The organism is Nonomuraea sp. NPDC050786 (assembly GCF_040654115.1).
Lineage (GTDB): Bacteria > Actinomycetota > Actinomycetes > Streptosporangiales > Streptosporangiaceae > Nonomuraea.
The window spans coordinates 196,256-220,329 of the sequence record NZ_JBFAHJ010000018.1; the positions used below are offsets into that span (position 1 = coordinate 196,256).

The window sequence follows — 24,074 nt, forward strand, 5'->3', positions numbered from 1 at the left end:
AGTTTAGGTAGTGAGCTCCACCGCGCGGGCCCGGGCCCAGGCGTCGGCGGCCAGCACCTCTTCGACGGAGTCGGCCGGGGTCACCTGATGCTCCTCCACGACCTTGGCCACGGTGTCGACGATCGCCAGGAACGGCAGCTCACCACGCATGAACGCGTCGAGGCACGCCTCGTTGGCCGCGTTGTAGACGGCGGGCGCGGTGCCGCCCTCGGCGCCGACGTGCCTGGCCAGCGCGACGGAGGGGAACGCGACATCGTCGAGCGGCTCGAAGGTCCACGTGTGCGCCTGGGTCCAGTCGATGGCCCGCGCCGCCCCGGGGATGCGGCGGGGGTGGCCGAGCGCCAGAGCGATCGGCAGCCGCATGTCGGGCGGGCTGGCCTGGGCGATGGTCGAGCCGTCCACGTACTCGACCATGGAGTGGATGATCGACTGCGGGTGGACCACGACCTCGATGCGGTCGAAACCGAGGTCGAACAGCAGGTGCGCCTCGATCACCTCGAGCCCCTTGTTGACCAGCGTGGCGGAGTTGATCGTGATCACCGGGCCCATCGACCAGGTGGGGTGGGCCAGCGCCATCTCGGGGGTGACGTCCGCCATCTCCGTGCGCTTCATCCCCCTGAACGGCCCGCCGCTGGCGGTGACCACGAGCCGCTTGACGCTGTCGGGGTCGTAGCCGCCGGGCCCCGAGGCCCACAGGCACTGCTGCAGCGCGGAGTGCTCGGAGTCGACCGGCAGGAGCTGGCCGGGCTTGGCCAGCCGCTTGACCAGCGGCCCGCCGATGATCAGGGACTCCTTGTTGGCCAGCGCGAGGGTCCTGCCCGCCTCGAGCGCGACCAGCGTGGAGGTCAGCCCGAGCGCGCCGGTGATGCCGTTGAGCACCGTGTCGCACGGCCACGCCGCCACCTCCGCGACCCCTTCGGGCCCGGCGAGCACGGTGGGCCGGGCGCCGTGCGCGGCCAGCGCGTCCTTCAGCGCGGGCACGGCCGCCGCGTCGGCCACCGCCACCACCTCGACGCCGAACGCGGCCGCCTGCCTGGCCAGCAACTCGACCTTGCCGCCCCCCGCCGCCAGCCCGGCGACCCGGAAACCGCCCGGGTTGGCGGCCACGACATCGAGGGCCTGAGTGCCTATGGAGCCGGTGGAGCCGAGGACGACGACGGTGCGGAGGGTCTCTTCATGCACCTGTCCATTGTCCCCGCTGCCGGACGTACTCAGGCACGCGGCACCGACCATGCCAAAATTCCGTCACTTATGTGACCGGAGATAACGCAGTTAATTCATGCCGGAATATCGCTATATCGGTATGCGCGAATCTTGAGAAATCTGGATATTGCTACGACTACCTTCCGTACCCCAGATACGGTTTCGGGAGGTACGTAATGCACCGCAGAGTCGTTCTGCTTTCCATCCTCACCCTCGCCGCGGGAAGCGCCGCCCTGCTCCCGGCGGGCGCGGCACAGGCCGGCGTCCAGCTGCGGCCGAAACCGGCCCAGCACGCGGCGGCGGACTCGGCCTCCGAGCAGCGGCAGGTCCTGACGTACTGGACCGAGCGGCGGATGGAGGCGGCCCAGCCGCTGGACGCGCCAGGCCCCAACAAGGGGACGAAGCCGGCGATGGACGAGCCGTCAGAGGGCACCCCGTGGACGGCACCGCCCACCGGCGCGGCCCGCGCCGGCACGGAGCTGCAGGCGGCCAGATCGTCCGGCGAGGCGTGGACCGGCGGGGGCGCGGTCGTGAAGACCACCGGCCGGATCTTCTTCACCACGCAGGGGCGGAACGCGTCCTGCTCGGGCTCGGCGGTGACCAGCGCCAACAAGAGCGTCGTGCTGACCGCAGGCCACTGCGTGAAACTGAATGGCACGTTCCACACGAACTGGGTCTTCGTGCCCGGCTACACCAACGGCCAGCGGCCGTTCGGCACCTGGGCGGCCACGAAGCTCCTGACCACGCCGCAGTGGAACGCGAGCGAGGACATCAACTTCGACGTCGCCGCCGCGGTGGTCGCGCCGCTGGAGGGCAAGACGCTGGTGGACGTCGTGGGCGGCCAGGGCGTCGCGTTCAACCAGCAGAGAAGGCAGCAGATGTACGGGTTCGGCTATCCGGCGGCGGCGCCGTACGACGGCTCGAAGCTGATCTACTGCAGCGGCCGGACCTTCGACGACTTCCTCATGAGCGAGGACCAGGGCCTGACCTGCAACATGACCGGCGGTGCGAGCGGCGGCCCCTGGATGTTGAATTTCAACGAGTCCACCGGGCTCGGCACCCAGAATTCGGTCAACAGCTTCAAATACAACTTCGCCCCCAACTGGATGTTCGGCCCATATTTCGGAAATGAGGCCCAAGCCGTCTACCAATCCGCGCAAAGCACCAACGCACTCTGAGCGATTTACCGAAAGTAGTCACAAGAACACATCTCGTGGTGCAGACTCCGGGGGCATGACCTTGAGCACCCCCCTGCTTGCGGCCGCCCCGCTCCTGGCGGGACTGATCGGCCCCGCCCTCCTCGGCGGGGCCCCCGGCCGGCAGCAGGCCGACCAACCCGCCCACAGGGCAGTGCGTACCGAGATAGTCGAGCACGTGGCCGCCCGCACGGCCGCGGATCAGCGGCGCGTGCTCGACTACTGGACGCCGGAGCGCATGGCCAAGGCACTGCCGATCCACCTGCTGGACCTCGTCACGGACGGCGCCGGCCTGCTCAGCGGCGTGACCGGCCGCACGGGCCTCCGCGCCGCCCCGGACGTGTCGGGCGGCCGCGTGGCTCCCGATCCTTTGAACCTGACCCCGTCGCGACGCCACCAGGCGGCCGGCCGGCCGCAGACCAACACGGTCGGCTCGCGCTGGATCACGGGCGGCGCCGTGGCCAGGACCACGGGCCGCGTCTTCATGACGGTGGCCGGCACCGACTTCGTCTGCTCGGCCAGCACGGTCAAGAGCGCCAACAGGGACGTCGTGGTCACCGCCGGCCACTGCGTCAAGGACGGCACCGGCGAGTGGGCGGCGAACTGGACGTTCGTCCCCGGGTACGAAACGGCCGGCCTGCAGCCGTACGGGCAGTACGCGGCACGCCGCATGTTCGTCGCCGGGCCGTGGTCGCGCAGCGGCGACGACAACTACGACGTGGGCATGGTCGCGCTGGCCACGTCGGGCGGCAGGCACGTGGCCGACGTGGTGGGCGCGCAGGAGATCGCCTTCAACACCGCGCGCGGGGGCCAGGCGTTCGGCTTCGGCTACCCCGCCGATCCGCCGTACGACGGTGACCACCTGGTCTACTGCGCGGGGCGGCTCAAGGACGACCCGTACGGGCAGAGCCGAGACCAGGGCCTGGCCTGCGACATGACGGCGGGCTCGAGCGGCGGGCCGTGGCTGACGGCGTTCGACCCGGGCTCGGGCAAGGGCACGATCACGTCGCTGAGCAGCTTCAAGTACAGCGACGACCACCGCACCATGTACGGCCCGTACTTCGGCGACACCGTCAAGGCGCTCTTCAACACTACGGAGCACGCATAGCCTGGGCGACGCGCAGCAACCACTCGCGCATGTGAGGCGCGAGCGGCCGCCACGACCCTAGAGCGTCAGGCCGGTCAGAACCATGACCTTCTCGTACGTGAAGTCCTCCATCGCCGAGTGCAGCCCTTCGCGGCCGATCCCCGAGTCCTTGACCCCGCCGTACGGCATCTGGTCCGCCCGGTACGAAGGCACGTCGCCGATGATGACACCCCCCACCTCCAGCTCCCGGTTGGCGCGGAAGGCGGCGTCCAGCGAGCGGGTGAACACCCCGGCCTGGAGGCCGTACTTCGACTCGTTGACCAGCGCGTACGCCTCGTCGATCGAGGCGACGGGCTGGAGGATCATGACGGGGCCGAAGACCTCCTCGCAGGCCACCTTGGCGTCGTGCGGGACGTCGGCCAGCACGGTCGGGGCGATCGCCGCCCCCTCGCGGGTGCCGCCGGCCAGCACGCGGGCGCCGGCGGCGACCGCCTCCTTGACCCACTGCTCGACCCGCTCCGCCGCGGCCTCCGAGACCAGCGGGCCCACCTGGGTCTTCTCGTCCGCCGGGTCGCCGGTGACGAGGTCGGAGACGGCCGGGAGGAGGCGTTCGACGAAGGCGTCGTAGACGGGCTGCTCGACGATCACCCGCTGCACGGCGATGCAGCTCTGGCCGGCCTGGTAGTTGGAGTAGAGGGCGATGCGCTGGGCCGCCCAGTCGAGGTCGGCGTCGGCCAGCACGACGGCGGCCGCGTTGCCGCCCAGCTCCAGCGTCACGTGCTTGCGCGGCACCTGGTCGGCGATGGCGTAGCCGACGGGCGCGGAGCCGGTGAACGACACCACGGGGAGACGGGGGTCCTGGACGAGCGCCGAGGCGCGCTCGTTCTCGATCGGCAGGACCGAGAACATCCCCTCGGGCAGATCCGTCTCCGCCAGGATCTCGCCGAGCAGCAGCGAGGAGAGCGGCGTGGCGGGGGCCGGCTTGACGATGACGGGGGCGCCGACGGCGATGGCGGGGGCGACCTTGTGGGCGACCAGGTTCAGGGGGAAGTTGAACGGGGTGATCGCCAGCACGGGTCCGTGGGGGACGCGGGAGACGTACGCCAGCCGCCCGGCCGCCGCGGGCTCGGTGTCGAGCCGCTGCACCCCGCCCGACCAGCGCCGCGTCTCCTCGGCGGCGAAGCGGAACGTGGCGACGGCGCGCCCGACCTCCCCGCGCGCCCAGAGGATCGGCTTGCCGTTCTCGGCCATGATCAGCTGGGCGATCTCCTCGGCCCGCTCCGCGATGCGGCGCGACACGTGGGCCAGCGCCTCGGCGCGCACGTGCACGGGCAGCGCGGCGGCCTCGCGGGCCACCGCGTGGGCGGCCGCGACGGCCTCCTCCACCTGGGCATCGGTCGGCACGGAGTGCCGGCCGACCACGCGGCCGTCGTGGGGGTTGGTCACAGTGAGCTCGGAGTCCCCGGTCGCGGCGCGGCCGGCCAGCCAGAAGGTACGCACGTCCATACACATGACGTTATGCCAAGCCTGCCATGGGGGATTTACACCACGGTGCACAAGACTCCCATGAGGGCTCACCGTTAAGTACAAGCTCCCTGGTATACCCATGATGTAACAGAAGTAGACCCAATTCGGGATGTTTACCATGCGGAGTGGTTTGAGCGATCTCCGCCATGGCTAAGTCATCGTGTGCGGGTCTCCAGCGCGGCGGGCCCCCGACTTCAGAAAGGCGTGGGCCCCGTGACCGAACAACGTGAGGTCACAAGGACGCTGAGCTCCTTGGCCACGAGGGAGGTCTCATGACCTCGGCGCCACTGGGCCTGCAGGGCGCCTACCTCCTGGGTGAGCGCGCCAGCCACGACGAGCTGCGCTCCCGGCTCCTCGACGTGGCGGTGAACCTCCTCGAGTCGGACGGGGCCGAAAGCCTGACCATGCGCAGGATCGCCGCGGAGGCGGGCTGCACGACGACCGTCATCTACACGATGTTCGGCAACCGGGAAGGGCTGGCGGAGGCGCTCTATCTGGAGGGGTTCGAGCGGTTCCGCCGTTTCCTGGAGGCGGTGCCGGCGCGGCGCAGCCCGTTGGAGCACCTGGCCGCGCTTGGGCCCGCGTACCGGGAGGTGTGCCTGGCCGAGCCCGGCTACTACAGCCTGATGTTCGAGCGGGCGATCCCCGGCTTCGAGCCCAGCGAACGCGCCAGGACCCTGGCCCGCGCCGCCCTGAACATACTCGACCGCGTGATCGCCGACTGCATCTCGGCCGGCTACCTGACCCCGACCCAGCCCCGCAAGATCGCGGACGCGCTGTGGGCGGCGGCCCAAGGGGCGATCAGTCTGGAACGTGCCGGTCACCTGCGTGACGGGCGCACGTTCGAGGCGGTCACGACGGCGATCATCTGCGGCTACCTGGTGGAGAAGCAGGAGTAACACTGCCCGCCCCCTGTAAGCTCCAGCACACGGACAAGGGGGGGACATCGTGAATCGTCGTCGTGCTTACGCCCTGGCACTCGCCGCATCGGCGCTGGCCGTCGGCATGGGCGCGACACGGCCGACCCCGACCCCGACGCCGTCCGCGAGCTCCACCTCGGCTCCCACGCTCACCCCCACTCCCTCGCCCTCGCCCAGCCCGAGCGCCACGCAGCTCGACGGCACGCTGCAGATCCTCACCTACCGCGGTTACGCCGAGTACGGCGGCATCAGCCCCAAGGCCAACTGGGTGGGCACGTTCGAGAAGGAGACCGGCTGCCGGATCGCCAAGCTCGACACCGTGCAGACCGCGCAGGAGATGGAAGGGGCCGCCACGCGCCCCTACGACGTGATCTCCGCCGGCCCCGTGCTCGCCGCCGACCTGATCGAGCGCAAGCAGGTGCAGCCCATCGACCCGGCCAAGGTGACCGGGTACGACGACATCGACGAGCGCTTCCGCGACATGTCCACCGTGTCGGGCAAGGTGTACGGAGTGCCGTACCTGTGGGGCTATCACGAGTTCGTCTACGACTCGGCCAAGGTCAAGGGCGACATCAAGCAGGCGTTCGCCTCCGACCGCGCGGCGCTCAGGGACACCCCGCTCACGATCGCCGACGCCGCCCTGGCCGACGGGTCGGTGAAGGAGCCGTTCGAGCTGACCAAGGATCAGCTCGACGCGGCGATGGCCCGGCTCGAGCAGACCAAGGGCCGCACCTACTGGACGAACCCGCTCGACCTGGTCCAGGGGTTCGCCACCGGGGCGCTCGACTACGCCCAGGCCACCCCGTACTACCGCCTGCTCCTGCAGCAGGCCGGGCTGCCGGTCAAGACGCTCCAGACGGGCAAGACCACCGGATGGGTGGATTCCTGGATGCTCGGCGCGAGCGTCTCCGACACCACGTGCGCCTATCGGTGGCTCAACTGGGTGACCGACCCGGACGCGCAGCGTGACGCCGCCGCCTGGGTGGGCCTGGCTCCGGCCAACGTCAAGGCGTGCAAGGGGCGGGCCAAGCTGATGTGCGAGACCTACGGGCGGGGCAAGCAACTCGACCGCGTGGACTTCGCCGTTCGGCCACCCGGGGGTTGCCGGGCGGATGACGGGGAATGCACTGAGTACAAGGCTTGGATCGACAGGTGGCAGAAGCTCGCCAAATGACGGTGGCGCGGGCGCGCCCGCTTCCCCCCGCTGGGTGCGACCCGTAGGGACGCCCCGGGCCTTCCCCCTCGTCCCGGGGCGTCTCGCTTCGCCGTGGTCAGCGGGCCGGGAACGCCACGACGGTGGCCGTCGGAGCGGGAACGAGTGCCTCGGCGCAGTCGCCGCAGGCCAGGACCGACGAGTTGTCGGGTAGCACGCCCACGCGCACGCGCGGGCGCGGCCATCTCTTGTGGCAGACGACGCAGGCGTCGCCGTCGCGCTGGGCCCAGGTGAGGCCTTCAGGGTCGAACGTCAACATACTCTGCGCCGATCTGGTCGGACTCCAGTTCATCACGCTCCCTGCAGTCATCGCCCATCCGTATGTCGCAACCGTTATAACCCTGACCGAGGCCGTGAGCGTCATGCTGAGCGTCAAGTCAGGGTGAATTCTCTACCCGACTGACGCCAGTTACACCACAAAATCGGGCATCCAGCCGCAAGCCGGATGCCCGATTGGTGGGGGTTTCCACTAGAGTTCGGCGATCGCCTTCTCCAGGATGCCGAGGCCCTCCTCAAGCAGGTGCTCGGGGATGACGAGCGGGGGCAGGAAGCGCAGCACGTTGCCGTACGTGCCCGCCGTCAGCACCAGCAGGCCCTCGGCGTGGCAGCGCTTGACGACCTCCTGTACGGCGGTGGGGTTCGGCTCCTTGGTGCCCGGCTCGACCAGCTCGATCGCGATCATCGCGCCGCGCCCGCGAACGTCCCCGATCACGCCGAAGCGCTCCTGGAGTGCCTTGAGCCGGGGCAGCATGATCTCGCCGATGCGGCGGGCCTTCGCGACCAGGTCCTCCTCCTCGATGGTCTCGAGGACGCCGAGCGCGGCCTCGCAGGCCAGGGGGTTGCCGCCGTACGTGCCGCCCAGGCCGCCGACGTGCACCCTGTCCATGAGGTCGGCGCGCCCGGTCACGGCGGCCAGCGGCAGGCCGCCCGCGATGCCCTTGGCGGTGGTGATGATGTCGGGTACGACGCCCTCGTCCTCGCAGGCGAACAGGTCGCCCGTCCTGGCGAAGCCGGTCTGCACCTCGTCGGCCACGAACACGATGCCGTTGGCCCGGCAGAACTCCGCGATCGCCGGCAGGAAGCCCCGGGCCGGCACGATGAAGCCGCCCTCGCCCGCGATCGGCTCGATCACCACGGCGGCCACGTTCTCCGGCCCGATCTGCTTGGTGATCAGGTCGACGGCCTGCGCGGCGGCCTCCTCGGCGCAGTTCTCGGGGCCGGTCGGCCAGCGGTACGGGTACGCCAGCGGCACCCGGTACACCTCGGGCGCGAAGGGGCCGAAGCGGTGCTTGTACGGCATGTTCTTGGCCGTCAGGGTCATGGTGAGCAGCGTGCGGCCGTGGTAGCCGTGGTCGAACACGACGACGGCCGGCCTGCCGGTGGCATGCCTGGCGATCTTGACGGCGTTCTCGACGGCCTCGGCGCCCGAGTTCACCAGGAACGTGCGCTTCTCGTGGTCACCCGGGGTCAGCTCGTTCAGCTTCTCGCACACCCGGACGTACGACTCGTACGGGGTGACCATGAAACACGTGTGCGTGAAGTCGGCGACCTGCTTCTGGACGCGCTCCACGACCTTGGGGGCGGCGTTGCCGACGTTCGTCACGGCGATGCCGGAGCCGAAGTCGATCAGAGAGTTCCCGTCGGCGTCCTGCACGACTCCCCCGCCGGCGCGGGTGACGAAGACCGGCAGCGTGGTGCCGATGCCGGGCGGGACGGCGGCCTGCTTGCGGGCCAGCAACTCCTGCGACTTGGGGCCTGGGATCGCGGTCACGACGCGCCGCTCCTGGGGAATGCTCATGGCTCGACGCTACGGCGGGCTCTCACCTGCGCCGATACGTCGATATGTAACATTGAACTGGTCGTCTTCGCCAGAATGGACAAAAATCCGCATGCCGCCTCCGCTCCACACCGTCATACGCCGCATGGGCCTCCGGCCGGTGGCCGGCATCCCCGGCGGTGTGGGCCGGCTGGACGCGGTGGTGCGGTGGGTCGCGGTCAGCGAGCTGGCGGACCCGACGCCGTACCTGGAGGGCGGGGAGCTCCTTCTCACCACAGGCATGCGGATGGAAGGCGACCAGTCCCAGTATGTCGCCCGCCTGGTCGCCCGCGGCGTCGCGGGGCTCGGGTTCGGTGTCGGCGTCTCGCACGGGGAGGTGCCGCCCGCCCTGGTCGCGGCCGCCGACGAGGCCGGGCTGCCGCTGCTGGAGGTGCCGCGCGAGACCCCGTTCATCGCGATCGGCAAGGCGGTCAGCGAGCTGCTGGCGGCCGAGCAGTACGAGGAGATCGCCCGTGCCTTCGCCGCCCAGGGCCGCCTGACGCGGGCGGCGCTCCGGCCTGAAGGCATGCACGCGGTCATCGACCGGCTCGCCAAGGAGGTCGGCGGCTGGGCGGCGCTCTTCGACGACTCGGGCGAGGTCCGCCACGCCTCCCGCGGCGCCCACGCGGATGTCGTCGCCGCCGAGCTCACCCGCCTCCGCACGGGCCGCCCCCCGGCCGGGCATGGTGATCGCCGCGGCCCCGGACACGTCGGAGACGAGGACCACGGCGACACCGCGCACGTCCGCAATGGTGCCGCACATGAGGACGGAAGCATGACACAAGACGCGACGCCCGAAGGTGTGGGCGTCGCACGCACAACCCGCGACACGACGCACGCACGACGGGGCGCCGCGGGCGCGACCGGAGGCGGGACGCGTGCGGGCAGGCACTCCGCACCTGAGCCCGGAGGCGCTGAGCGCGCGGGGGGAGGCGCTGAGCGCGCGGGGGGAGGCGCTGAGCGCGCGGGTGGGCGTGCCGGGCGCGCGGGGGGAGGCGCTGAGCGCGTGGGTGGAGGTGCCGGGCGGGCGGGGCCGTTGCCTGCCAGCCTGGCGTTGTCGGGTCCCGGTGAGCACATCGTCGTGCAGCCGCTGGGCGGAGGAGCGCGTCCGCGCGGATTCTTCGCCGCCGGCGCCCGAGAGCCCTTCTCGCCGGTCACCCACACCGTGATCAACGCCGCGGGATCCCTGCTCACCCTGGCCATGGAGCAGGGCAGGAGCCAGCTGGACGCCGTGCGGCGGGCGCGCTCCGCCGTACTGCGGCTGCTGCTGGCCGGTGAGGAGGAGCGGGCGCAGGCGGTGCTGAGGCCGCTCGGCGGGCGGCTGCCCGAGGAGCCGCTGGCGGTGCTGGCGGCCGACGCCGACGCGCTGGAGGCCCTGGAGTCGCACGCGTTCGCGGCGCTGCTCGATGACGACGCGGCGGACTCCCTGGCCGTGGCGCTGGTGGACAGCACGATGGCGGACAGCACCCTGGCGGACAGGGCGACGGACAGGGCGACGGACAGGGCAGCGGGCAGGGCGGCGCTGGAGCTGGACGGGCCGGTGGGTGTCAGCCTGCCGTGCGGTTACGCCCCTGAGGCCCTGCACGGCGCGCTGGACCAGGCGCGGCGCGCGCTGGAGGCCGCCAGGGGCGGCGCCCCCGCCTGGCAAGCGGGTGCGGGGCGGGTGGTGAGATTCGGGGAGCTGGCCGGGCAGGGCTTGCTCGGGCTGCTCGACCGGACCGCCGTCCAGGCGTTCGCGGCCGCGCTGCTGTCCCCTCTCACCGCGTACGGCTCCAAACCCGACCTGGTCGGGTCGCTACGCGCGTACCTGGACAGCAACGGCCACTGGGACGCGGCGGCGCAGCGGCTCGGCGTGCACCGCCACACCCTGCGCTACCGCATGAAACGCGTCACCGAGCTGCTGGGCCGCGACCTGGACGACCCGGGAGTGCGAGCCGAGCTCTGGCTCGCACTCGAGGCCACCCGTCGATGACCGTCACCCGTCGATGACCGTCACCCGTCGATGACGGTCACTTGTCGATGACGGTCACTTGTCGATGACGGTCACTTGTTGGTGGGGAAGCCCAGGTTCACGCCGCCGTGCGAGGGGTCGAGCCAGCGGGAGGTGACGACCTTGCCGCGGGTGTAGAAGTGCACGCCCTCGGTGCCGTGCACGTGCGTGTCGCCGAAGAGCGAGGACTTCCAGCCGCCGAAGCTGTAGAAGGCCATCGGCACCGGGATGGGCACGTTGATGCCGACCATGCCGACCTCGACCTCGTTCTGGAAGCGCCTGGCGGCGCCGCCGTCGTTGGTGAAGATCGCGGTGCCGTTGCCGTACAGGCCGCCGTTGATGATCTCCAGCCCCTCCTCGTAGGAGGAGACCCGCACGATCGACAGGACCGGCCCGAAGATCTCGTCCTCGTGCGTGCGCGAGCCCGGCGGCACGTGGTCGAGCACGGTCGGGCCGAGCCAGAAGCCGGGCGTCTCCGCGGCCTTGCCGCCGCCGAGCACGGCCGTCTCGCGGCCGTCCACGACCAGCTTGGCGCCCTCCTCGACGCCGAGGTCGAGGTAGGAGGCGACCTTGTCGCGGTGCGCCTCGGTGACGAGCGGCCCCATCTGGGACTTCGGGTCGTCGCCCGGGCCGATCACCAGCTGGTCGACCCGCTCGACGATCTTCTGTACGAGCTCGTCGCCGATCGGGTCCACGGCCAGCACGACGGAGATGGCCATGCACCGTTCGCCCGCCGAGCCGAACCCCGCCGACACGGCGGAGTCGGCCACCAGGTCGAGGTCGGCGTCGGGGAGGACGAGCATGTGGTTCTTGGCGCCGCCGAGTGCCTGCACGCGCTTGCCGTGCGAGGTCCCGGTCTCGTAGACGTACCTGGCGATCGGGGTGGAGCCGACGAACGACACGGCCCGCACGTCGGGGTGCTCGAGCAGCCGGTCCACGGCGACCTTGTCGCCCTGCACGACGCTGAACACGCCGTCGGGCAGCCCGGCCTCCTTCCACAGGCGGGCCATGAGCAGCGACGCCGACGGGTCCTTCTCGGACGGCTTGAGCACGAACGCGTTCCCGCACGCGATCGCGATCGGGAACATCCACATCGGCACCATGGCCGGGAAGTTGAACGGCGTGATCCCGGCCACGACGCCCAGCGGCTGGCGGATCGAGTAGGAGTCGACCCGGGTCGAGACGCCCTCGGAGAAGCCGCCCTTGAGCAGATGGGGGATCCCGCAGGCGAACTCCACGACCTCCAGGCCCCGGGCCACCTCGCCGAGCGCGTCGGAGTGGACCTTGCCGTGCTCGGAGGAGATCAGCGCGGCCAGCTCGTCGCGGTGGGCGTACATGAGCTCGCGGAAGCGGAACAGCACCTGTGACCGCTTGACCAGCGACGCGTCCCGCCAGGCGGGGAAGGCCGCGACGGCCGCCGCCACGGCTGCGTCCACGTCGGCCGCCGAGGCGAGGGCCACGTGACCGCTGACCTCGCCCGTCGCCGGGTTGTAGAGCTCCGCGGTGCGGGCGTCGCCGTCCGCGAGGGCTCCGTTGATCCAATGGTTGACGGACTTCACTGAGCTGCTGCCTCTGCGTCGATGGTCTCTGCGTTGATCGTTTCGAGGGCGGTCACGATGATGCCGAGCCCTTCGACGGCCTCGTCCGCCGTAAGGGTGAGGGGCGGGGCCATGCGGATGGCGGTCCCGTACAGGCCGCCCTTGCCCGCCAGCAGCCCGGCCTTCTTGGTCTCCTCCATGAAGCGGGCGGCCTGCGCGGGGCTCTCCAGCTCGACGGCGAACATCAGGCCCTTGCCGCGCACGTCCTTGACCACGGGCAGCCGCTTGGCGGCCTCTTTGAGGCCGTTGATGATGATCTCGCCGGTACGCGCGGCGTTGGCCTGCAGGTCGTGGTCGAGCACGTAGTCGAGAGTGGCGTTGGCGGCGGCCATCGAGACGGGGTTGCCGCCGAACGTGGCCAGGCCCACGGCGTGCGGAGCGTCCATCAGGTCGCCGCGCGCCACGACGCCGCCCACGGCGAAGCCGTTGCCCAGCCCCTTGGCGAACGTCATCATGTCGGGGGTCACGCCGTGGTTCTGGATGCCGAAGAACGCGCTGCCGGTACGGCCCCAGCCGGTCTGCACCTCGTCGGAGATGAACAGGATGCCCTGCTCGTCCAGGACCTCCTTGTACGCGGCGAACAGCCCGTCGGGGGCCATCGTGAACCCGCCCACGCCCTGGATCGGCTCGGCGATCAGCGCCGCCACGTCGTTGGAGACCGCGGTGGCCAGCACGTGGCGCAGGTCCTCCACGCACGCCTGGATGTACTCGGCGTCCGACATGCCCTTGAACTGGGTGAGGTGCCGGTCGGCGCCGTGCAGGAACTGCACGTTGAGCGGGGAGAGCGAGTTGTTCTTCCAGGCACGGTTGGAGGTGACGCCGATCGTGCCGAAGCTGCGCCCGTGGTAGCTCTGCCGCATGGCGAGCACCTGGTCGGTCTTGCGCGCGTACGTGGCCAGGAGCAGGGCGGTCTCGTTGGCCTCGGTGCCGGAGTTGGTGAAGAAGACCTTGGCGTCAGGGATGCCGGAGAGCCGCGCGATCTTCTCGGCCAGCTCGATCTGGCCGCGCAGCAGGTAGACGGTGCTGGTGTGCACCACGCCGGTGGCGATCTGGCGTTCGACGGCCTCGCGCACCTCGGGCACGTCGTACCCGATCATGTTGGTCAGGATGCCGGCGAAGAAGTCCAGATAGCTCTTGCCGTCCGCGTCGATGACGCGGTTGCCCTTGCCGCTGACGATCTCGATGGGCTCGTTGTAGTTGAGTGCCAACCAGTTGGGCATCACTGCCCGATGGCGCGCGAGAAGCTCCGACATGCTACCGAGTATCCCTTTTCCCTCCGGGTGCTCCCACCCGCAACCTGTCGGCCCGACGCAAGAAACCCTTACAACCTGCAAATTTCCAGCCGCCCCCTAGGGGATCTCCCGTCCGTCTGGAGGTGTACGTCGCGCCGGCCCCGTACGCCGCGGGAGGCACCGCGAATGACCACTGGCGGCCGACGACCGGGGCCAGGCCGGTCGGCCACCATCGGATCATCCAGGAACACGAAGGAGAGTCCGAGATGACCATCACCCTCGACCGCCGCCCCGAGGCGCCCTCCGGCCCGCCCAAGCTCGACCGCGACCAGCTCCGCCAGGCCCAGCGGGACACGCTGGACACCCCGCGCATGGCGTACAGCCTGCTGGCCAAGCTGATGTTCAGGCCGGTGGACCTCATGTACGGCGAGAAGGGCTCGTACACGAAGTTCGCCATGCTGGAGATCATCGCCCGCGTGCCGTACCAGGCGTGGGAGCGGATGGGCTACTGGGCCGTGCACCGCTACCGGGGACGGTCGGCGCTGGTCAGGAGGATCTTCGAGCGGATCGTGGAGGCCCGGGCCGACCAGGACAACGAGCAGTGGCACCTGCTGATCCTGCAGGACCTCGTGCAGCGCACCGGGCAGAGGCAGAGCTGGCTGCTGCACCGGGCCGCCCCGTGGCTGATCGCGTTCTTCTACTACCACGTGTCCTGGGTGCTCTTCCTGGTCAGGCCGGAGTGGAGCTACCGGCTCAACGCGGAGTTCGAGGACCATGCCGAACACGAGTACATGACCTTCGTGGCCGAGAACCCGGAGCTGGACTTCGTGCCCGACCCCGGCACGTACGCCGCCGAGTACGGCCGCTACCACTCGGTGGCCGACCTGCTCAGGCAGATCGGCCACGACGAGCGCACCCACAAGCTCGACAGCCTCGAGAGCATGCGGGAACCCCGTGTCCGCTAGACCCCGCTGCTCTCCGGCACCGGCACCGGAGCCACGGCCGGGCGCAGGACGGCCACCGCGAGCAGCGCGGCGGCCACGCAGAAGGCGGCCCCGACCCACGAGCCCAGGTGCATGGCCGACGTGAACGCCTGGTTGCCGGCCTCGGCGAAGCCCGCCAGATGCGCGCCGCCGATCGACTCCCTGGCGGCGGCGGGCAGGTCGGCCGGCATCTGCGAGGTGTACTGCCCGGCCAGCACGCTGCCCAGGACCGCGATGCTCAGCGCCATGCCCACCTGCTGGACGGTGTCGTTGAGCGCCGAGCCGACGCCGGCGTGCTCGACGGGGATCGCGGCCATGAGCGACGAGTACGCGGACGGCCCGGCCAGCCCGGCGCCCATGCCCATGATCATCAGGCCCGTGAGGAGCGGGAGATATCCGGTGGTCGTGGCCATGACGACGAAGCCGCCGGCCATCACCAGCAGCCCCACCCCCACCAGCACCCGGTTGCTCGCCTTCTTGCCCAGCCCGGCGCCCACGCCATTGAAGATCGCGGCGGCCACGGCGTACGGCAGCATGGCCAGCCCCGCCTGCATCTCCTCATACCCCAGCACGAACTGCAGGTACTGGGTGAGCATCAGCAGCACGGCGCCCGCCCCGAACGCCATCAGCAGGATCGAGAACGACGCGCCGCTGAAGTTGCGGTTGGCGAACAGGTGCAGCGGCAGCATCGGCTGTGTCTGCCTGCGCTCCCAGACCACGAACGCGCCCAGGGCGACGACCGCGATCGCGATGCCGATCACGTTCCATTCGCGCTCGATGATGACGTACACGGCCGCCGTCAGCCCCACGGTGGACAGCACCACGCCGACGGGGTCGATCTTCCGGCCGCCGCTGCGGCTCTCGGGCATGAGCACGACGGCGGCCACGATCGCGAGGGCCGCGATGGGGATGTTCAGCAGGAAGACCGAGCCCCACCAGTAGTGCTCCAGCATGAAGCCGCCCAGCGTCGGGCCGGACACCATGCCGACCAGGGCCACCGCACTCCAGGCCGCCATCGCCTTGCGCCGCTCCTCCTCGTCGAAGACGGTCATCAGGATCGACAGCGTCGAGGGCATGACGAGCGAGCCGCCGACACCCATCAGGGCGCGGGCGCCGATGAGCTGCCACGGCTCGGATACGAGCACGGCCACCAGGGACGCGCCGCCGAAGAACGCCAGGCCGATGATGAGGAACAGCCTCCGGCCGTACTTGTCGGACAGGCTGCCCGAGGTGAGCAGCAGTCCGGCGTAGGCCAGGACGTACGCGTCGATGATCCACTGGATGTCCGACGGGCTCGCCCCCATCTCCTTGTTCAGCGAGGGGATGGCGAGGTTGAGGACGGTGTTGTCCACGACAAGCACCAGCAAGGCAAGGCAGAGCACGCCGAGGATCCACCATCGGCGCGGGTCTCGTACAGTGTTCGAGGTCACTCGCACACTGTACGGCACCTCTCGTACAGTGTGCGAGTGCATTTATCCTTGGAGGATGACAGGCAAGCAGTTCACCTCCGTGTGGCTCCGCGAGCCGCGCAAGGCCGCGAGCCCGGGGCTCAGCCGCGAGGAGATCGTCAGGGCCTCCATCGAGCTGCTCGACGCGGAGGGCCTGGCCGGGCTGAGCATGCGCAAGCTGGGCGCGAAGCTGGGCGCGGGCGCCACCAGCATCTACTGGTACGTCGCCCACAAGGACGAGCTGCTGGAGCTGGTCTACGACGAGGTGTGGGGCGAGATGACCATGCCCGAGGACGTGGGCTGGCGCGAGGCGGCCTCGGTCCTGGCCTACAGCATGCGCCAGGTGATGCTGCGCCACCCGTGGTCGGCCGACCTGCTCGGCCGCCTGCCCGCGCTCGGCCCCAACGCGATGCGCGTGGCCAGTGGAATGCGCAGGATGTTCAGACAGGCCGGGTTCGAGGGGCTGGACGTCGACTACGCCGGCAGCACGCTCACCGCCTACGTATACGGCAGGACGCTGCCGGAGATCGCCTGGAACACCTCGATGTCCGACCGCGAGTACGACCCCGACGAGATGCGCAAGATGGTCCTCACCGCGGCCCGTGACTATCCCGACATGCTGGAGGGCCTGGACTTCGACGCCTACGACGACCCGAGCGCCATCCAGGCGGTCGCCTTCGATTTCGGGCTGGTGTCGGTGCTCGACGGCCTTGAGCGGCGGCTGCCGGCGTAGCAGGATCCGGGAATGAGCGATTTCCGTGCCGCCCGCGATTTCCTGCTCCAGGCCGACGCCGCCACCGCCCGCCGCGACTTCCGCTGGCCGGAGCTCGCGGAGTTCAACTGGGCGCTCGACTGGTTCGACGGGGTCCTGGCCGCCGAGACGCCCGACGCCGTCGCACTCAAGATCGTGGGGGCGAGCAGCGCCCGCTACACGTTCGCCGAGCTGTCGGCCCGCTCCAACCAGGTCGCCAACTGGCTGCACCTGCAGGGCGTGCGCCGGGGCGACCGGATCCTGCTCATGCTGGGCAATCGGGCCGAGCTGTGGGAGTCGCTGCTGGCCGCGATGAAGCTGGGCGCGGTCGTCATCCCGGCCACGACGCTGCTGACGGCCAAGGACATCGCCGAGCGCGTCGATCGGGGCGGCGTCTCCCATGTGATCGCCGACGCAGCCGACGCGGGGAAGTTCCGGACCGGCGAATACACGAAGATCGCTGTGGGCGACGCCTACAACTGGCTGCCGTACCACGAGGCGTACGAGGAGAGCGCCCACTTCGCCCCCGACGCTCCGACCCGGGCCGGCGACACGCTGCTGCTCTACTTCACCTCGGGCACGACCTCGCAGCCCAAGCTGGTCGAGCACACCCACGCCTCCTATCCGGCCGGGCACCTGTCGACGATGTTCTGGATCGGGCTCAAGCCCGGCGACGTGCATCTCAACGTGTCCTCGCCGGGGTGGGCCAAGCACGCGTGGAGCAACGTCTTCGCCCCCTGGAACGCCGGCGCCACCGTGCTGATCCACGACTACCGCCGCTTCTCCGCCCCGGCACTGCTCGAGGTGCTGCGGGACGAGCAGGTCACCACGTTCTGCGCGCCGCCGACCGTCTGGCGGATGCTCATCCAGGAGGATCTGGGCGCGAATCTCCCCCTGCGTACGGCGGTCGCCGCCGGCGAGCCGCTCAACCCCGAGATCATCGACCAGGTGGCCAAGGCGTGGGGCATCACGATCAGGGACGGCTACGGCCAGACCGAGACCACCGCGCAGATCGGCAACGCGCCGGACGAGCCGGTCAGGCCCGGGTCGATGGGGCGCCCGCTGCCCGGCTACGACGTCGTGCTCGTCGACCCGGTCACCGGCGAGCCCGGGGACGACGGCGAGATCTGCCTGCCTCTGGACGACCGCCGCCCTCTCGGCCTCATGTCCGGATATGTGGGTGGATCGAGTGATGCGATGCGCGCCGGCTTCTACCACACTGGCGACGTCGCCACCCGCGACCAGGACGGCTACATCACCTACGTGGGCAGGACCGACGACGTCTTCAAGGCCTCCGACTACCGCATCTCGCCGTTCGAGCTGGAGAGCGTGCTGCTGGAGCATGCGGCCGTGGCCGAGGCGGCGGTGGTGCCCGCCCCCGATCCGGTACGGCTGGCCGTACCGAAGGCCTATGTGACGCTCGCGCCCGGGTTCGAGCCGGACGAGGCGACCGCACGGTCGATCTTCGAGCACTGCCGCAGGGAGCTGGCCCCCTACAAGCGGGTGCGGCGGCTGGAGTTCGGCGAGCTGCCCAAGACGATCTCCGGCAAGATTCGCCGGGTCGAGCTGCGGGTGCGCGAACCTCGGAGGGAATACCGGGAGGAGGACCTCGGCCGGTGACAAAGCGTAAATGGGCCCATGGCCGTTCTTACATTCTGATCGGCTAGGCTCTGCCCCGTGTTGCCCACCATCGCCGACGTCCTCGCCCTGGAGACCGTACGCCGGGGCAGCCCGCGTGTGGTCGCGGGCGCCGACCGGCTCGACACCAAGGTGCGGTGGGTGCACGTCGGCGAGATCGCCGACATCGCCCACCTCCTGCGCGGCGGGGAGCTGGTGCTCACCACGGGCGTCGCGCTTCCCGAGGACCCGGAGAAGCTCGCCGACTACATCGGCGAGCTCTCCTCTGTAGGCGCCTCCGGGCTGATCGTGGAGCTGGGCCGCAGGTTCGTCCGCGAGCTGCCCCGTGCCGTGGTCAAGTCGGCCGAGGAGCACGGGCTGCCGGTCATCGTGCTGACCCGCGAGACGCCGTTCGTGCAGATCACCGAGTCCGTCCACTCCCGGATCATCGACATCCAGCTGGAGGAGCTGCGGGCCTCCGAGCAGCTCCACGAGGTCTTCACCGAGCTGTCGGTCGAGGGCGCGTCGCCCGCCGAGGTGCTCGCCCAGGTGTCCAGGCTCTCCAACCGGCCCGTGCTGCTGGAGAACCTCGCGCACCAGGTGCTGGCCTGCGAGTCCGCCGGTCGCGACGCCGGCGCGCTGCTGGCCGGCTGGGAGGCCAGGTCCCGGGCGGTGGCCCCGTCGGAGCGCACCGCGTACGACCTCGCCTCCGGGTGGCTGGTCACCACGGTCGGGGCGCGCGGGCAGGACTGGGGGCGGCTGATCCTGATCTGCGACGCGCCGCCGACGCCGCGCGACATGGTGCTGGCCGAGCGCGCCGCCACGACGCTCGCCCTGGGGCGCCTGCTGGAGCGCCACCAGGAGTCGCTCGAACGCCAGGCGCACGGCACGATCATCACCGGCATCCTGACCCACGCCTACGCCGACCCCGACGAGGCCGCCGCCCGCGCCCGCGCCGTCGGCGTGCCGCTCACCGGCCGCAAGCTGATCAGCGTGGTCATCCGGCCGACCGACCCGGCCGACCAGGCGCTCGACGGTCAGGCCCAGCTCGGCGAGCTGGCCGAGGCCACCGCCGCCGCCTGCCGCGACATCCGCCTGCCCGCCCTGGTCGGCGCGCTCGATCAGGAGCGGGTGGGGATCCTGCTGCCCCTCCCGCCACGGAGCCAGGCCGAGCCCGCGCTGACCGCCCTCTCGGAGCGGCTGCGGGTGCTCTGGCGACCGGGCTCCTCCTTCGTGCTGGCGGCCGGCTCGCTGGTGGAGTCCATCAGGGACGTACGGCGGAGCTTCCTCGAGGCCGAGCAGGTGGCCGACGTGGCCGTCCGCCAACCGGACGGCCGGCCCTTCTACCGCCTGCCTGACCTGCGCCTGCGCGGGCTGCTGCACCTGCTGCGCGATGACGCCCGGCTGCAGACGTTCGCGGAGCGGGAGCTCGGGCCGCTGCTGGCGCACGACGCGCAGCGGGGCGGCGACCTGACGCGGATCCTGCGCATCTATCTCGACGCGGGGCGCAACAAGGCGGTCGCCGCGCAGAAGGCCCACCTGTCCAGGCCCGCCTTCTACGACCGGCTGCGCCGCCTCGAACGCATCCTGGACACCGACCTCGACGACGTCGAGTCCTGCATGTCGCTCCACGTGGCCCTGCTGGCCCTGGAGTCCTTCCGCCGCGAGCCCCGCTGACACCACCGGCGCCCGTTGCGCGCCGTGCCCACCGAGCCGGCCATCGCCCTCAGAACCCCATAGCGGCCCGTACCTCCCCAAGCGTCGCGACCGCCCGCTCCCTGGCCTTTTCGTTGCCGGCGGCCAGGATGGTTCTCACATCGGTCTCGGCGAGCTCGGCGCGGCGTTTCCTGATCGGTCGCAGGAACTCGTTGACCGCCTCGGTGACCAGGCTCTTGAGCGCGACGGCGCCGCCGTACCCGATCTCCTCGGCGATGTCCTGCGGCGGGCGGCCGAGGCAGAGTCCGGCCAGCGTGAGAAGGTTCGCCACCTCGGGGCGGTTCGTCTCGTCGAACGTGATCAGCCGATCGGAGTCCGTGCGCGCCTTGCGGATGAGGGCGGCCGTCTCGTCCTCCGTGGCCGACAGGGCGATCGCGTTGCCCCGGCTCTTGCTCATCTTGCCGCCGTCGAGCCCCTTGAGCATCGGCCGCTCGCCCATCATGGCCTCCGGCAACGGGAACACCTCGCCGTAGCGCTCGTTGAAGCGGCGCGCCACCAGCCGGGTCACCTCGACGTGCGGGAGCTGGTCCTTGCCGACCGGCACCAGCGTGCCCTTGCAGAACAGGATGTCGGCCGCCTGGTGCACGGGATAGGTGAACATCAGGCCGCTCACCGCCGCCTGCGAGCTGTGCGCGATCTCGTCCTTGACCGTGGGGTTGCGGCTCAGCTCGGACACCGACACCAGGCTGAGGAAGGGCAGCAGCAGCTGGTTCAGCTCGGGGATCGCGCTGTGCTGGAAGATCGTGACCTTGCCGGGGTCGATCCCGACCGCGAGGTAGTCGAGGAGCAACTCGGTGGTGTTGCGCTGAATCTCGCCGGGCAGGTCCCGGTCCGTGATCACCTGATAGTCGGCGATCAGCACATACATCGGGTACGTGTCCTGCAGGCGTACCCGGTTGGCGAGCGAGCCGAAGTAGTGGCCAAGGTGCAGGGGCCCGGTCGGGCGGTCACCGGTGAGCACGACGTCGTTGTGCATTCTGGTCTCTCCTTGAGGTCATGCCGTCTCAGGAGGACCCGCACGCTCATTAGGCCGTCCCGGAGACGGCCACGCATGGGGAATTCAGCGGCCGTCTGTCGGCCGCCACCACATGCTGATGCGTGTCATACGCGGATTGTATCCGGCGCGATGTCAATCTTGTAACCTCTTCGGCCGATTAGCGCGTTCGGCTGCCCCGGAGACCATGATCTCGCCACTATGGTGCGGTCCCTGTTCCGCCCTCTGGAGAATCCATGTCTCGACGCACCCTCGCCGGCGGCCTGGCCATAGCCGCCACCCTCACGCTCACCACCCTGCCCGCCGCCGCGGAGCAGGCGTCGGTGGCGTTCCCGTCGGCCAAGTTCCCGCTGGGCGACCGGCCCGTGCCGACGAAGACAGCGACCGCCGTCGCCCAGGGCATCGACCTGTACGACGTGAAGGCCGGCACGTCGACCGACGGCTACACGGTGACCGTGCTGATGCCGAGCGGCCGCGACTACGGGATGCAGTCGACCGCCGAGGCCAAGGCCGCCGAGGTGGAGGCCGCCGGGGAGACCCCCAGCGTGCAGAAGGTGATCCGCCCGAGCGTCGCCGACGCCCCCATCCAGACCGTGTACATGGTCAGGGTCGGCCTCTGGTCCCTCGAGGACAAGAAGAAGGCCGAGGAGACGGCCAAGAAGCTCAAGGACGCGGGGCTGAAGGTCAAGGTCGACTACCTCGGCGACGACGGCCTCAAGACCACCGGCCCCTGGGACGTCAAGGTCGTGATGATCGACGCCCGGACGTTCCGCGGCTCGTACGTGTCCTCGCTCGGCACCAGCGTGGCCAAGCGGGAGACCGTCTCCTCGATGGCCAAGGCCCGGCACGCGCTCGTCGGGGTGAACGGCGGCTTCTTCAACATCCACACCGACAAGGCGCTGCGCGGCGAGCCCGTCGGCGCATCGGTGGTCGCCGGCAAGCTCCTCAGCGAGGCCGTCCCCGGCCGCTCGGCCGTGATTCTCCAGGGCCACACCGCCAAGATCACGGAGCTGAGGACGGCCGTCACCGCCACCTCGCAGGACGGCCAGAAGACCGAGGTCAACGGGGTGAACCGGGCCGCCGCGACGGACGAGCTGGTGCTGTACACGGAGGAGTACGGAGCCAAGACGCCCGCCGGCGGGACCGACGCCGTGCTCGACGCCAACGGCAAGGTCCTCGGCCTGCGGCAGTCAGGCGCGGCGGTGGCGGCGGGAACGCGGGTGCTGCACGGCAACGGCCTGGCCGCCGACTGGCTCAACGAGCACGCCTTCCAGGACTGGACGGTCAAGGTCGACACCACGGTCGTGGACCTGCGTACCAAGAAGGCACTCAAGCTGACCCCGGACCTGTACGTGATCGCGGGCAACGTCGGCCTCGTACGCAACGGCCAGGTGAAGATCACCGCCAAGCGCGACGGCCACGACTCCGTGAACATGATCCTGCGCCGTCACCCGCGCACCCTCCTCGGCGTCACCAGCAACGGCAGCCTCATCCTGGCCGCCGTCGAAGGCCGCAACCCCGGCGTGAGCGTCGGGGCGAACTTCCACGAGGCGGCCGAGTTCATGCGCTGGCTGGGCGCCAAGCAGGCCGTCAACCTGGACGGTGGCGGCTCGACGGCGATGGTCGTCCGCGACAAGCTGGTCAACCGGCCCTCGGACGGCGTGGAGCGCGGCGTGGGCGACGCCCTCCTGGTCCTGCCTCAGTAGCAGCCCCCCACACACGCACGCGGCCCCGCCCGGGAACTCAACCCAGGCGGGGCCCCTCCCGGAACGCCTCAAGCGTCCAACGGCAGCCCTACATCCGGCTTGACGGCCTTCATCGCGAAGTGAGAGGTCACCTGGGCCACTCCCGGCAGCCCGGAGAGCGTCCCGGAGTAGAACCGCTCATACGCCGCCAGATCCGCCACCGCCACCCGCAGCAGGAAGTCCGGATCCCCGAACAGCCGGTACCGGGCTTACGGCGGTCGCGGGCATCTCCTCGGGCTACGCCGTACACACCGTCCTGGCCGCCGCCGGCCTCGCCGCCGCACTCCGCGCGCTCCCGGCCGCACTGCCCGCCATGCGGTACGCCGGCGCCGCATACCTGATCTTCCTCGCCTTCAGGACCCTGGCATCCCTGAGGAACCCCGCCACCCCGGCCCCCGGCGCGGCCCCACAGCCCATGGGCAGGGTGTTGCGGCAGAGCATGCTCACGGTCCTGCTCAACCCGAAGGGCGTACTGCTCTACCTGTCACTGATGCCGCAGTTCATCTCCACGGACACCGGCGTCCCGCTGGGCTTCCAACTCGCCGCCCTCGGCCTGCTCCATGTCGTGAACTGCGGAATCCAGTACAGCCTGGTGCTGGGCACCCATTGAACGCAAAAAGGGCCACCCTTCCGGATGGCCCTCTTCGACAAATATTGTGCGGCGGTGACCTACTCTCCCACACCCTCCCGAGTGCAGTACCATCGGCGCTGGGAAGCTTAACTTCCGGGTTCGGAATGTAACCGGGTGTTTCCTTCCCGCCATAACCGCCGCAACCCCTCGAGCAGCAACTGTTTGCTGTCTCAGAATTGCCTAGTGGACGCGAGCAAGATGCTTTGTGGTCAAGTCCTCGGCCTATTAGTACCGGTCAGCTCCACACGTTACCGTGCTTCCACCTCCGGCCTATCAACCCGGTCGTCTACCGGGAGCCTTACCCACTCTCGTGGTGGGAGACCTCATCTCAAGGCAAGCTTCCCGCTTAGATGCTTTCAGCGGTTATCCCTCCCGAACGTAGCCAACCAGCCGTGCACCTGGCGGTA

19 protein-coding genes, 2 rRNA genes and 1 pseudogene are annotated in these 24,074 nt (G+C 70.2%); 11 read left to right on the forward strand and 11 right to left on the reverse strand.

Features of this window, described 5'->3' with window-relative positions; all coding sequences use genetic code 11:
• Nucleotides 1-3: 3 nt before the first annotated feature.
• Nucleotides 4-1,182 carry a 1-deoxy-D-xylulose-5-phosphate reductoisomerase gene (dxr, locus tag AB0H84_RS29780; RefSeq protein WP_357611195.1) on the reverse strand — a complete coding sequence of 393 codons (1,179 nt, stop codon included), beginning with the start codon at nt 1,180-1,182 and terminating at the stop codon, nt 4-6.
• Nucleotides 1,183-1,379: 197 nt separating this feature from the next.
• Here dxr and AB0H84_RS29785 point away from each other — a divergent pair, with 197 nt between their 5' ends.
• The gene (locus AB0H84_RS29785; RefSeq protein ID WP_357611198.1) at nt 1,380-2,381 is read left to right on the forward strand and encodes a peptidase; all 1,002 of its coding nucleotides are present in this window, start codon (nt 1,380-1,382) and stop codon (nt 2,379-2,381) included.
• A gap of 55 nt (nt 2,382-2,436) precedes the next feature.
• Nucleotides 2,437-3,507, forward strand: coding sequence for a trypsin-like serine protease (locus AB0H84_RS29790; RefSeq protein WP_357611201.1), 1,071 nt, complete (start codon nt 2,437-2,439; stop codon nt 3,505-3,507).
• A 57-nt stretch (nt 3,508-3,564) separates the two neighbouring features.
• On the opposite strand, the gene AB0H84_RS29795 is transcribed toward AB0H84_RS29790, so the two are convergent.
• A complete protein-coding gene (locus AB0H84_RS29795; protein ID WP_357611204.1) occupies nt 3,565-4,992 on the reverse strand; it encodes an aldehyde dehydrogenase family protein in 1,428 nt (475 codons plus the stop codon).
• Nucleotides 4,993-5,285: 293 nt separating this feature from the next.
• Here AB0H84_RS29795 and AB0H84_RS29800 point away from each other — a divergent pair, with 293 nt between their 5' ends.
• Together AB0H84_RS29800 and AB0H84_RS29805 are read left to right on the forward strand one after the other, a co-directional pair.
• Nucleotides 5,286-5,912: a TetR/AcrR family transcriptional regulator gene (locus AB0H84_RS29800; RefSeq protein ID WP_357611206.1), complete on the forward strand. Its 627-nt coding sequence runs from the start codon at nt 5,286-5,288 to the stop codon at nt 5,910-5,912.
• 49 nt (nt 5,913-5,961) lie between these two features.
• Nucleotides 5,962-7,107 (forward strand): extracellular solute-binding protein, encoded by a 1,146-nt coding sequence (locus AB0H84_RS29805; RefSeq protein ID WP_357611209.1) that lies wholly within the window; start codon nt 5,962-5,964, stop codon nt 7,105-7,107.
• Nucleotides 7,108-7,204: 97 nt separating this feature from the next.
• Here the strand turns inward: AB0H84_RS29805 and AB0H84_RS29810 are convergent, their stop codons facing one another.
• Nucleotides 7,205-7,438 carry a hypothetical protein gene (locus AB0H84_RS29810; protein WP_357611212.1) on the reverse strand — a complete coding sequence of 78 codons (234 nt, stop codon included), beginning with the start codon at nt 7,436-7,438 and terminating at the stop codon, nt 7,205-7,207.
• Nucleotides 7,439-7,615: 177 nt separating this feature from the next.
• Nucleotides 7,616-8,944, reverse strand: coding sequence for a 4-aminobutyrate--2-oxoglutarate transaminase (gene gabT / locus AB0H84_RS29815; RefSeq protein WP_357611215.1), 1,329 nt, complete (start codon nt 8,942-8,944; stop codon nt 7,616-7,618).
• A 91-nt stretch (nt 8,945-9,035) separates the two neighbouring features.
• On the opposite strand from gabT, the gene AB0H84_RS29820 reads away from it, so the two are divergent.
• Nucleotides 9,036-10,934 (forward strand): PucR family transcriptional regulator, encoded by a 1,899-nt coding sequence (locus AB0H84_RS29820; RefSeq protein WP_357611218.1) that lies wholly within the window; start codon nt 9,036-9,038, stop codon nt 10,932-10,934.
• A 71-nt stretch (nt 10,935-11,005) separates the two neighbouring features.
• On the opposite strand, the gene AB0H84_RS29825 is transcribed toward AB0H84_RS29820, so the two are convergent.
• The gene (locus tag AB0H84_RS29825) at nt 11,006-12,511 is read right to left on the reverse strand and encodes a CoA-acylating methylmalonate-semialdehyde dehydrogenase (RefSeq protein ID WP_357611221.1); all 1,506 of its coding nucleotides are present in this window, start codon (nt 12,509-12,511) and stop codon (nt 11,006-11,008) included.
• On the reverse strand, nt 12,508-13,803 hold the full coding sequence (locus AB0H84_RS29830) for an aspartate aminotransferase family protein (RefSeq protein ID WP_357611224.1): 1,296 nt from the start codon (nt 13,801-13,803) through the stop codon (nt 12,508-12,510). Before AB0H84_RS29830 ends, AB0H84_RS29825 begins: the two co-directional genes overlap by 4 nt.
• 245 nt (nt 13,804-14,048) lie before the next feature.
• Between AB0H84_RS29830 and AB0H84_RS29835 the strand changes: the two genes are divergently transcribed.
• Complete coding sequence (locus AB0H84_RS29835; RefSeq protein ID WP_357611227.1) at nt 14,049-14,747, forward strand: alternative oxidase; 699 nt, start codon at nt 14,049-14,051, stop codon at nt 14,745-14,747.
• On the opposite strand, the gene AB0H84_RS29840 is transcribed toward AB0H84_RS29835, so the two are convergent.
• Nucleotides 14,744-16,195: an MFS transporter gene (locus tag AB0H84_RS29840; protein ID WP_357611229.1), complete on the reverse strand. Its 1,452-nt coding sequence runs from the start codon at nt 16,193-16,195 to the stop codon at nt 14,744-14,746. The two genes, AB0H84_RS29835 and AB0H84_RS29840, sit on opposite strands and share 4 nt — an antisense overlap.
• A 55-nt stretch (nt 16,196-16,250) precedes the next feature.
• Here AB0H84_RS29840 and AB0H84_RS29845 point away from each other — a divergent pair, with 55 nt between their 5' ends.
• From AB0H84_RS29845 to AB0H84_RS29855, 3 genes are read left to right on the forward strand one after another with little or no spacing between them, the layout of a single operon-like run.
• Entirely contained in the window at nt 16,251-16,946 is a 696-nt protein-coding gene (locus AB0H84_RS29845; protein WP_357611232.1) for a TetR/AcrR family transcriptional regulator, read from the forward strand.
• 12 nt (nt 16,947-16,958) lie between these two features.
• Complete coding sequence (locus tag AB0H84_RS29850) at nt 16,959-18,584, forward strand: AMP-binding protein (protein WP_357611234.1); 1,626 nt, start codon at nt 16,959-16,961, stop codon at nt 18,582-18,584.
• 57 nt (nt 18,585-18,641) lie between these two features.
• A complete protein-coding gene (locus AB0H84_RS29855) occupies nt 18,642-20,258 on the forward strand; it encodes a PucR family transcriptional regulator ligand-binding domain-containing protein (protein ID WP_357611237.1) in 1,617 nt (538 codons plus the stop codon).
• A 49-nt stretch (nt 20,259-20,307) separates the two neighbouring features.
• On the opposite strand, the gene trpS is transcribed toward AB0H84_RS29855, so the two are convergent.
• On the reverse strand, nt 20,308-21,273 hold the full coding sequence (trpS, locus tag AB0H84_RS29860) for a tryptophan--tRNA ligase (protein WP_357611240.1): 966 nt from the start codon (nt 21,271-21,273) through the stop codon (nt 20,308-20,310).
• 254 nt (nt 21,274-21,527) lie between these two features.
• Between trpS and AB0H84_RS29865 the strand changes: the two genes are divergently transcribed.
• Entirely contained in the window at nt 21,528-22,997 is a 1,470-nt protein-coding gene (locus AB0H84_RS29865) for a phosphodiester glycosidase family protein (RefSeq protein WP_357611242.1), read from the forward strand.
• A gap of 68 nt (nt 22,998-23,065) precedes the next feature.
• On the opposite strand, the gene AB0H84_RS29870 is transcribed toward AB0H84_RS29865, so the two are convergent.
• Nucleotides 23,066-23,233, reverse strand: coding sequence for an Lrp/AsnC ligand binding domain-containing protein (locus AB0H84_RS29870; protein ID WP_357611270.1), 168 nt, complete (start codon nt 23,231-23,233; stop codon nt 23,066-23,068).
• 17 nt (nt 23,234-23,250) lie between these two features.
• Here AB0H84_RS29870 and AB0H84_RS29875 point away from each other — a divergent pair.
• Nucleotides 23,251-23,646 (forward strand): annotated as a pseudogene (locus AB0H84_RS29875) (LysE family transporter); the annotation flags it as partial.
• Nucleotides 23,647-23,692: 46 nt separating this feature from the next.
• Here AB0H84_RS29875 and rrf read toward each other — a convergent pair.
• Nucleotides 23,693-23,809, reverse strand: a 5S ribosomal RNA gene (gene rrf / locus AB0H84_RS29880).
• Between the two features lie 63 nt (nt 23,810-23,872).
• Nucleotides 23,873-24,074 (reverse strand): 23S ribosomal RNA (locus AB0H84_RS29885); the annotation flags it as partial.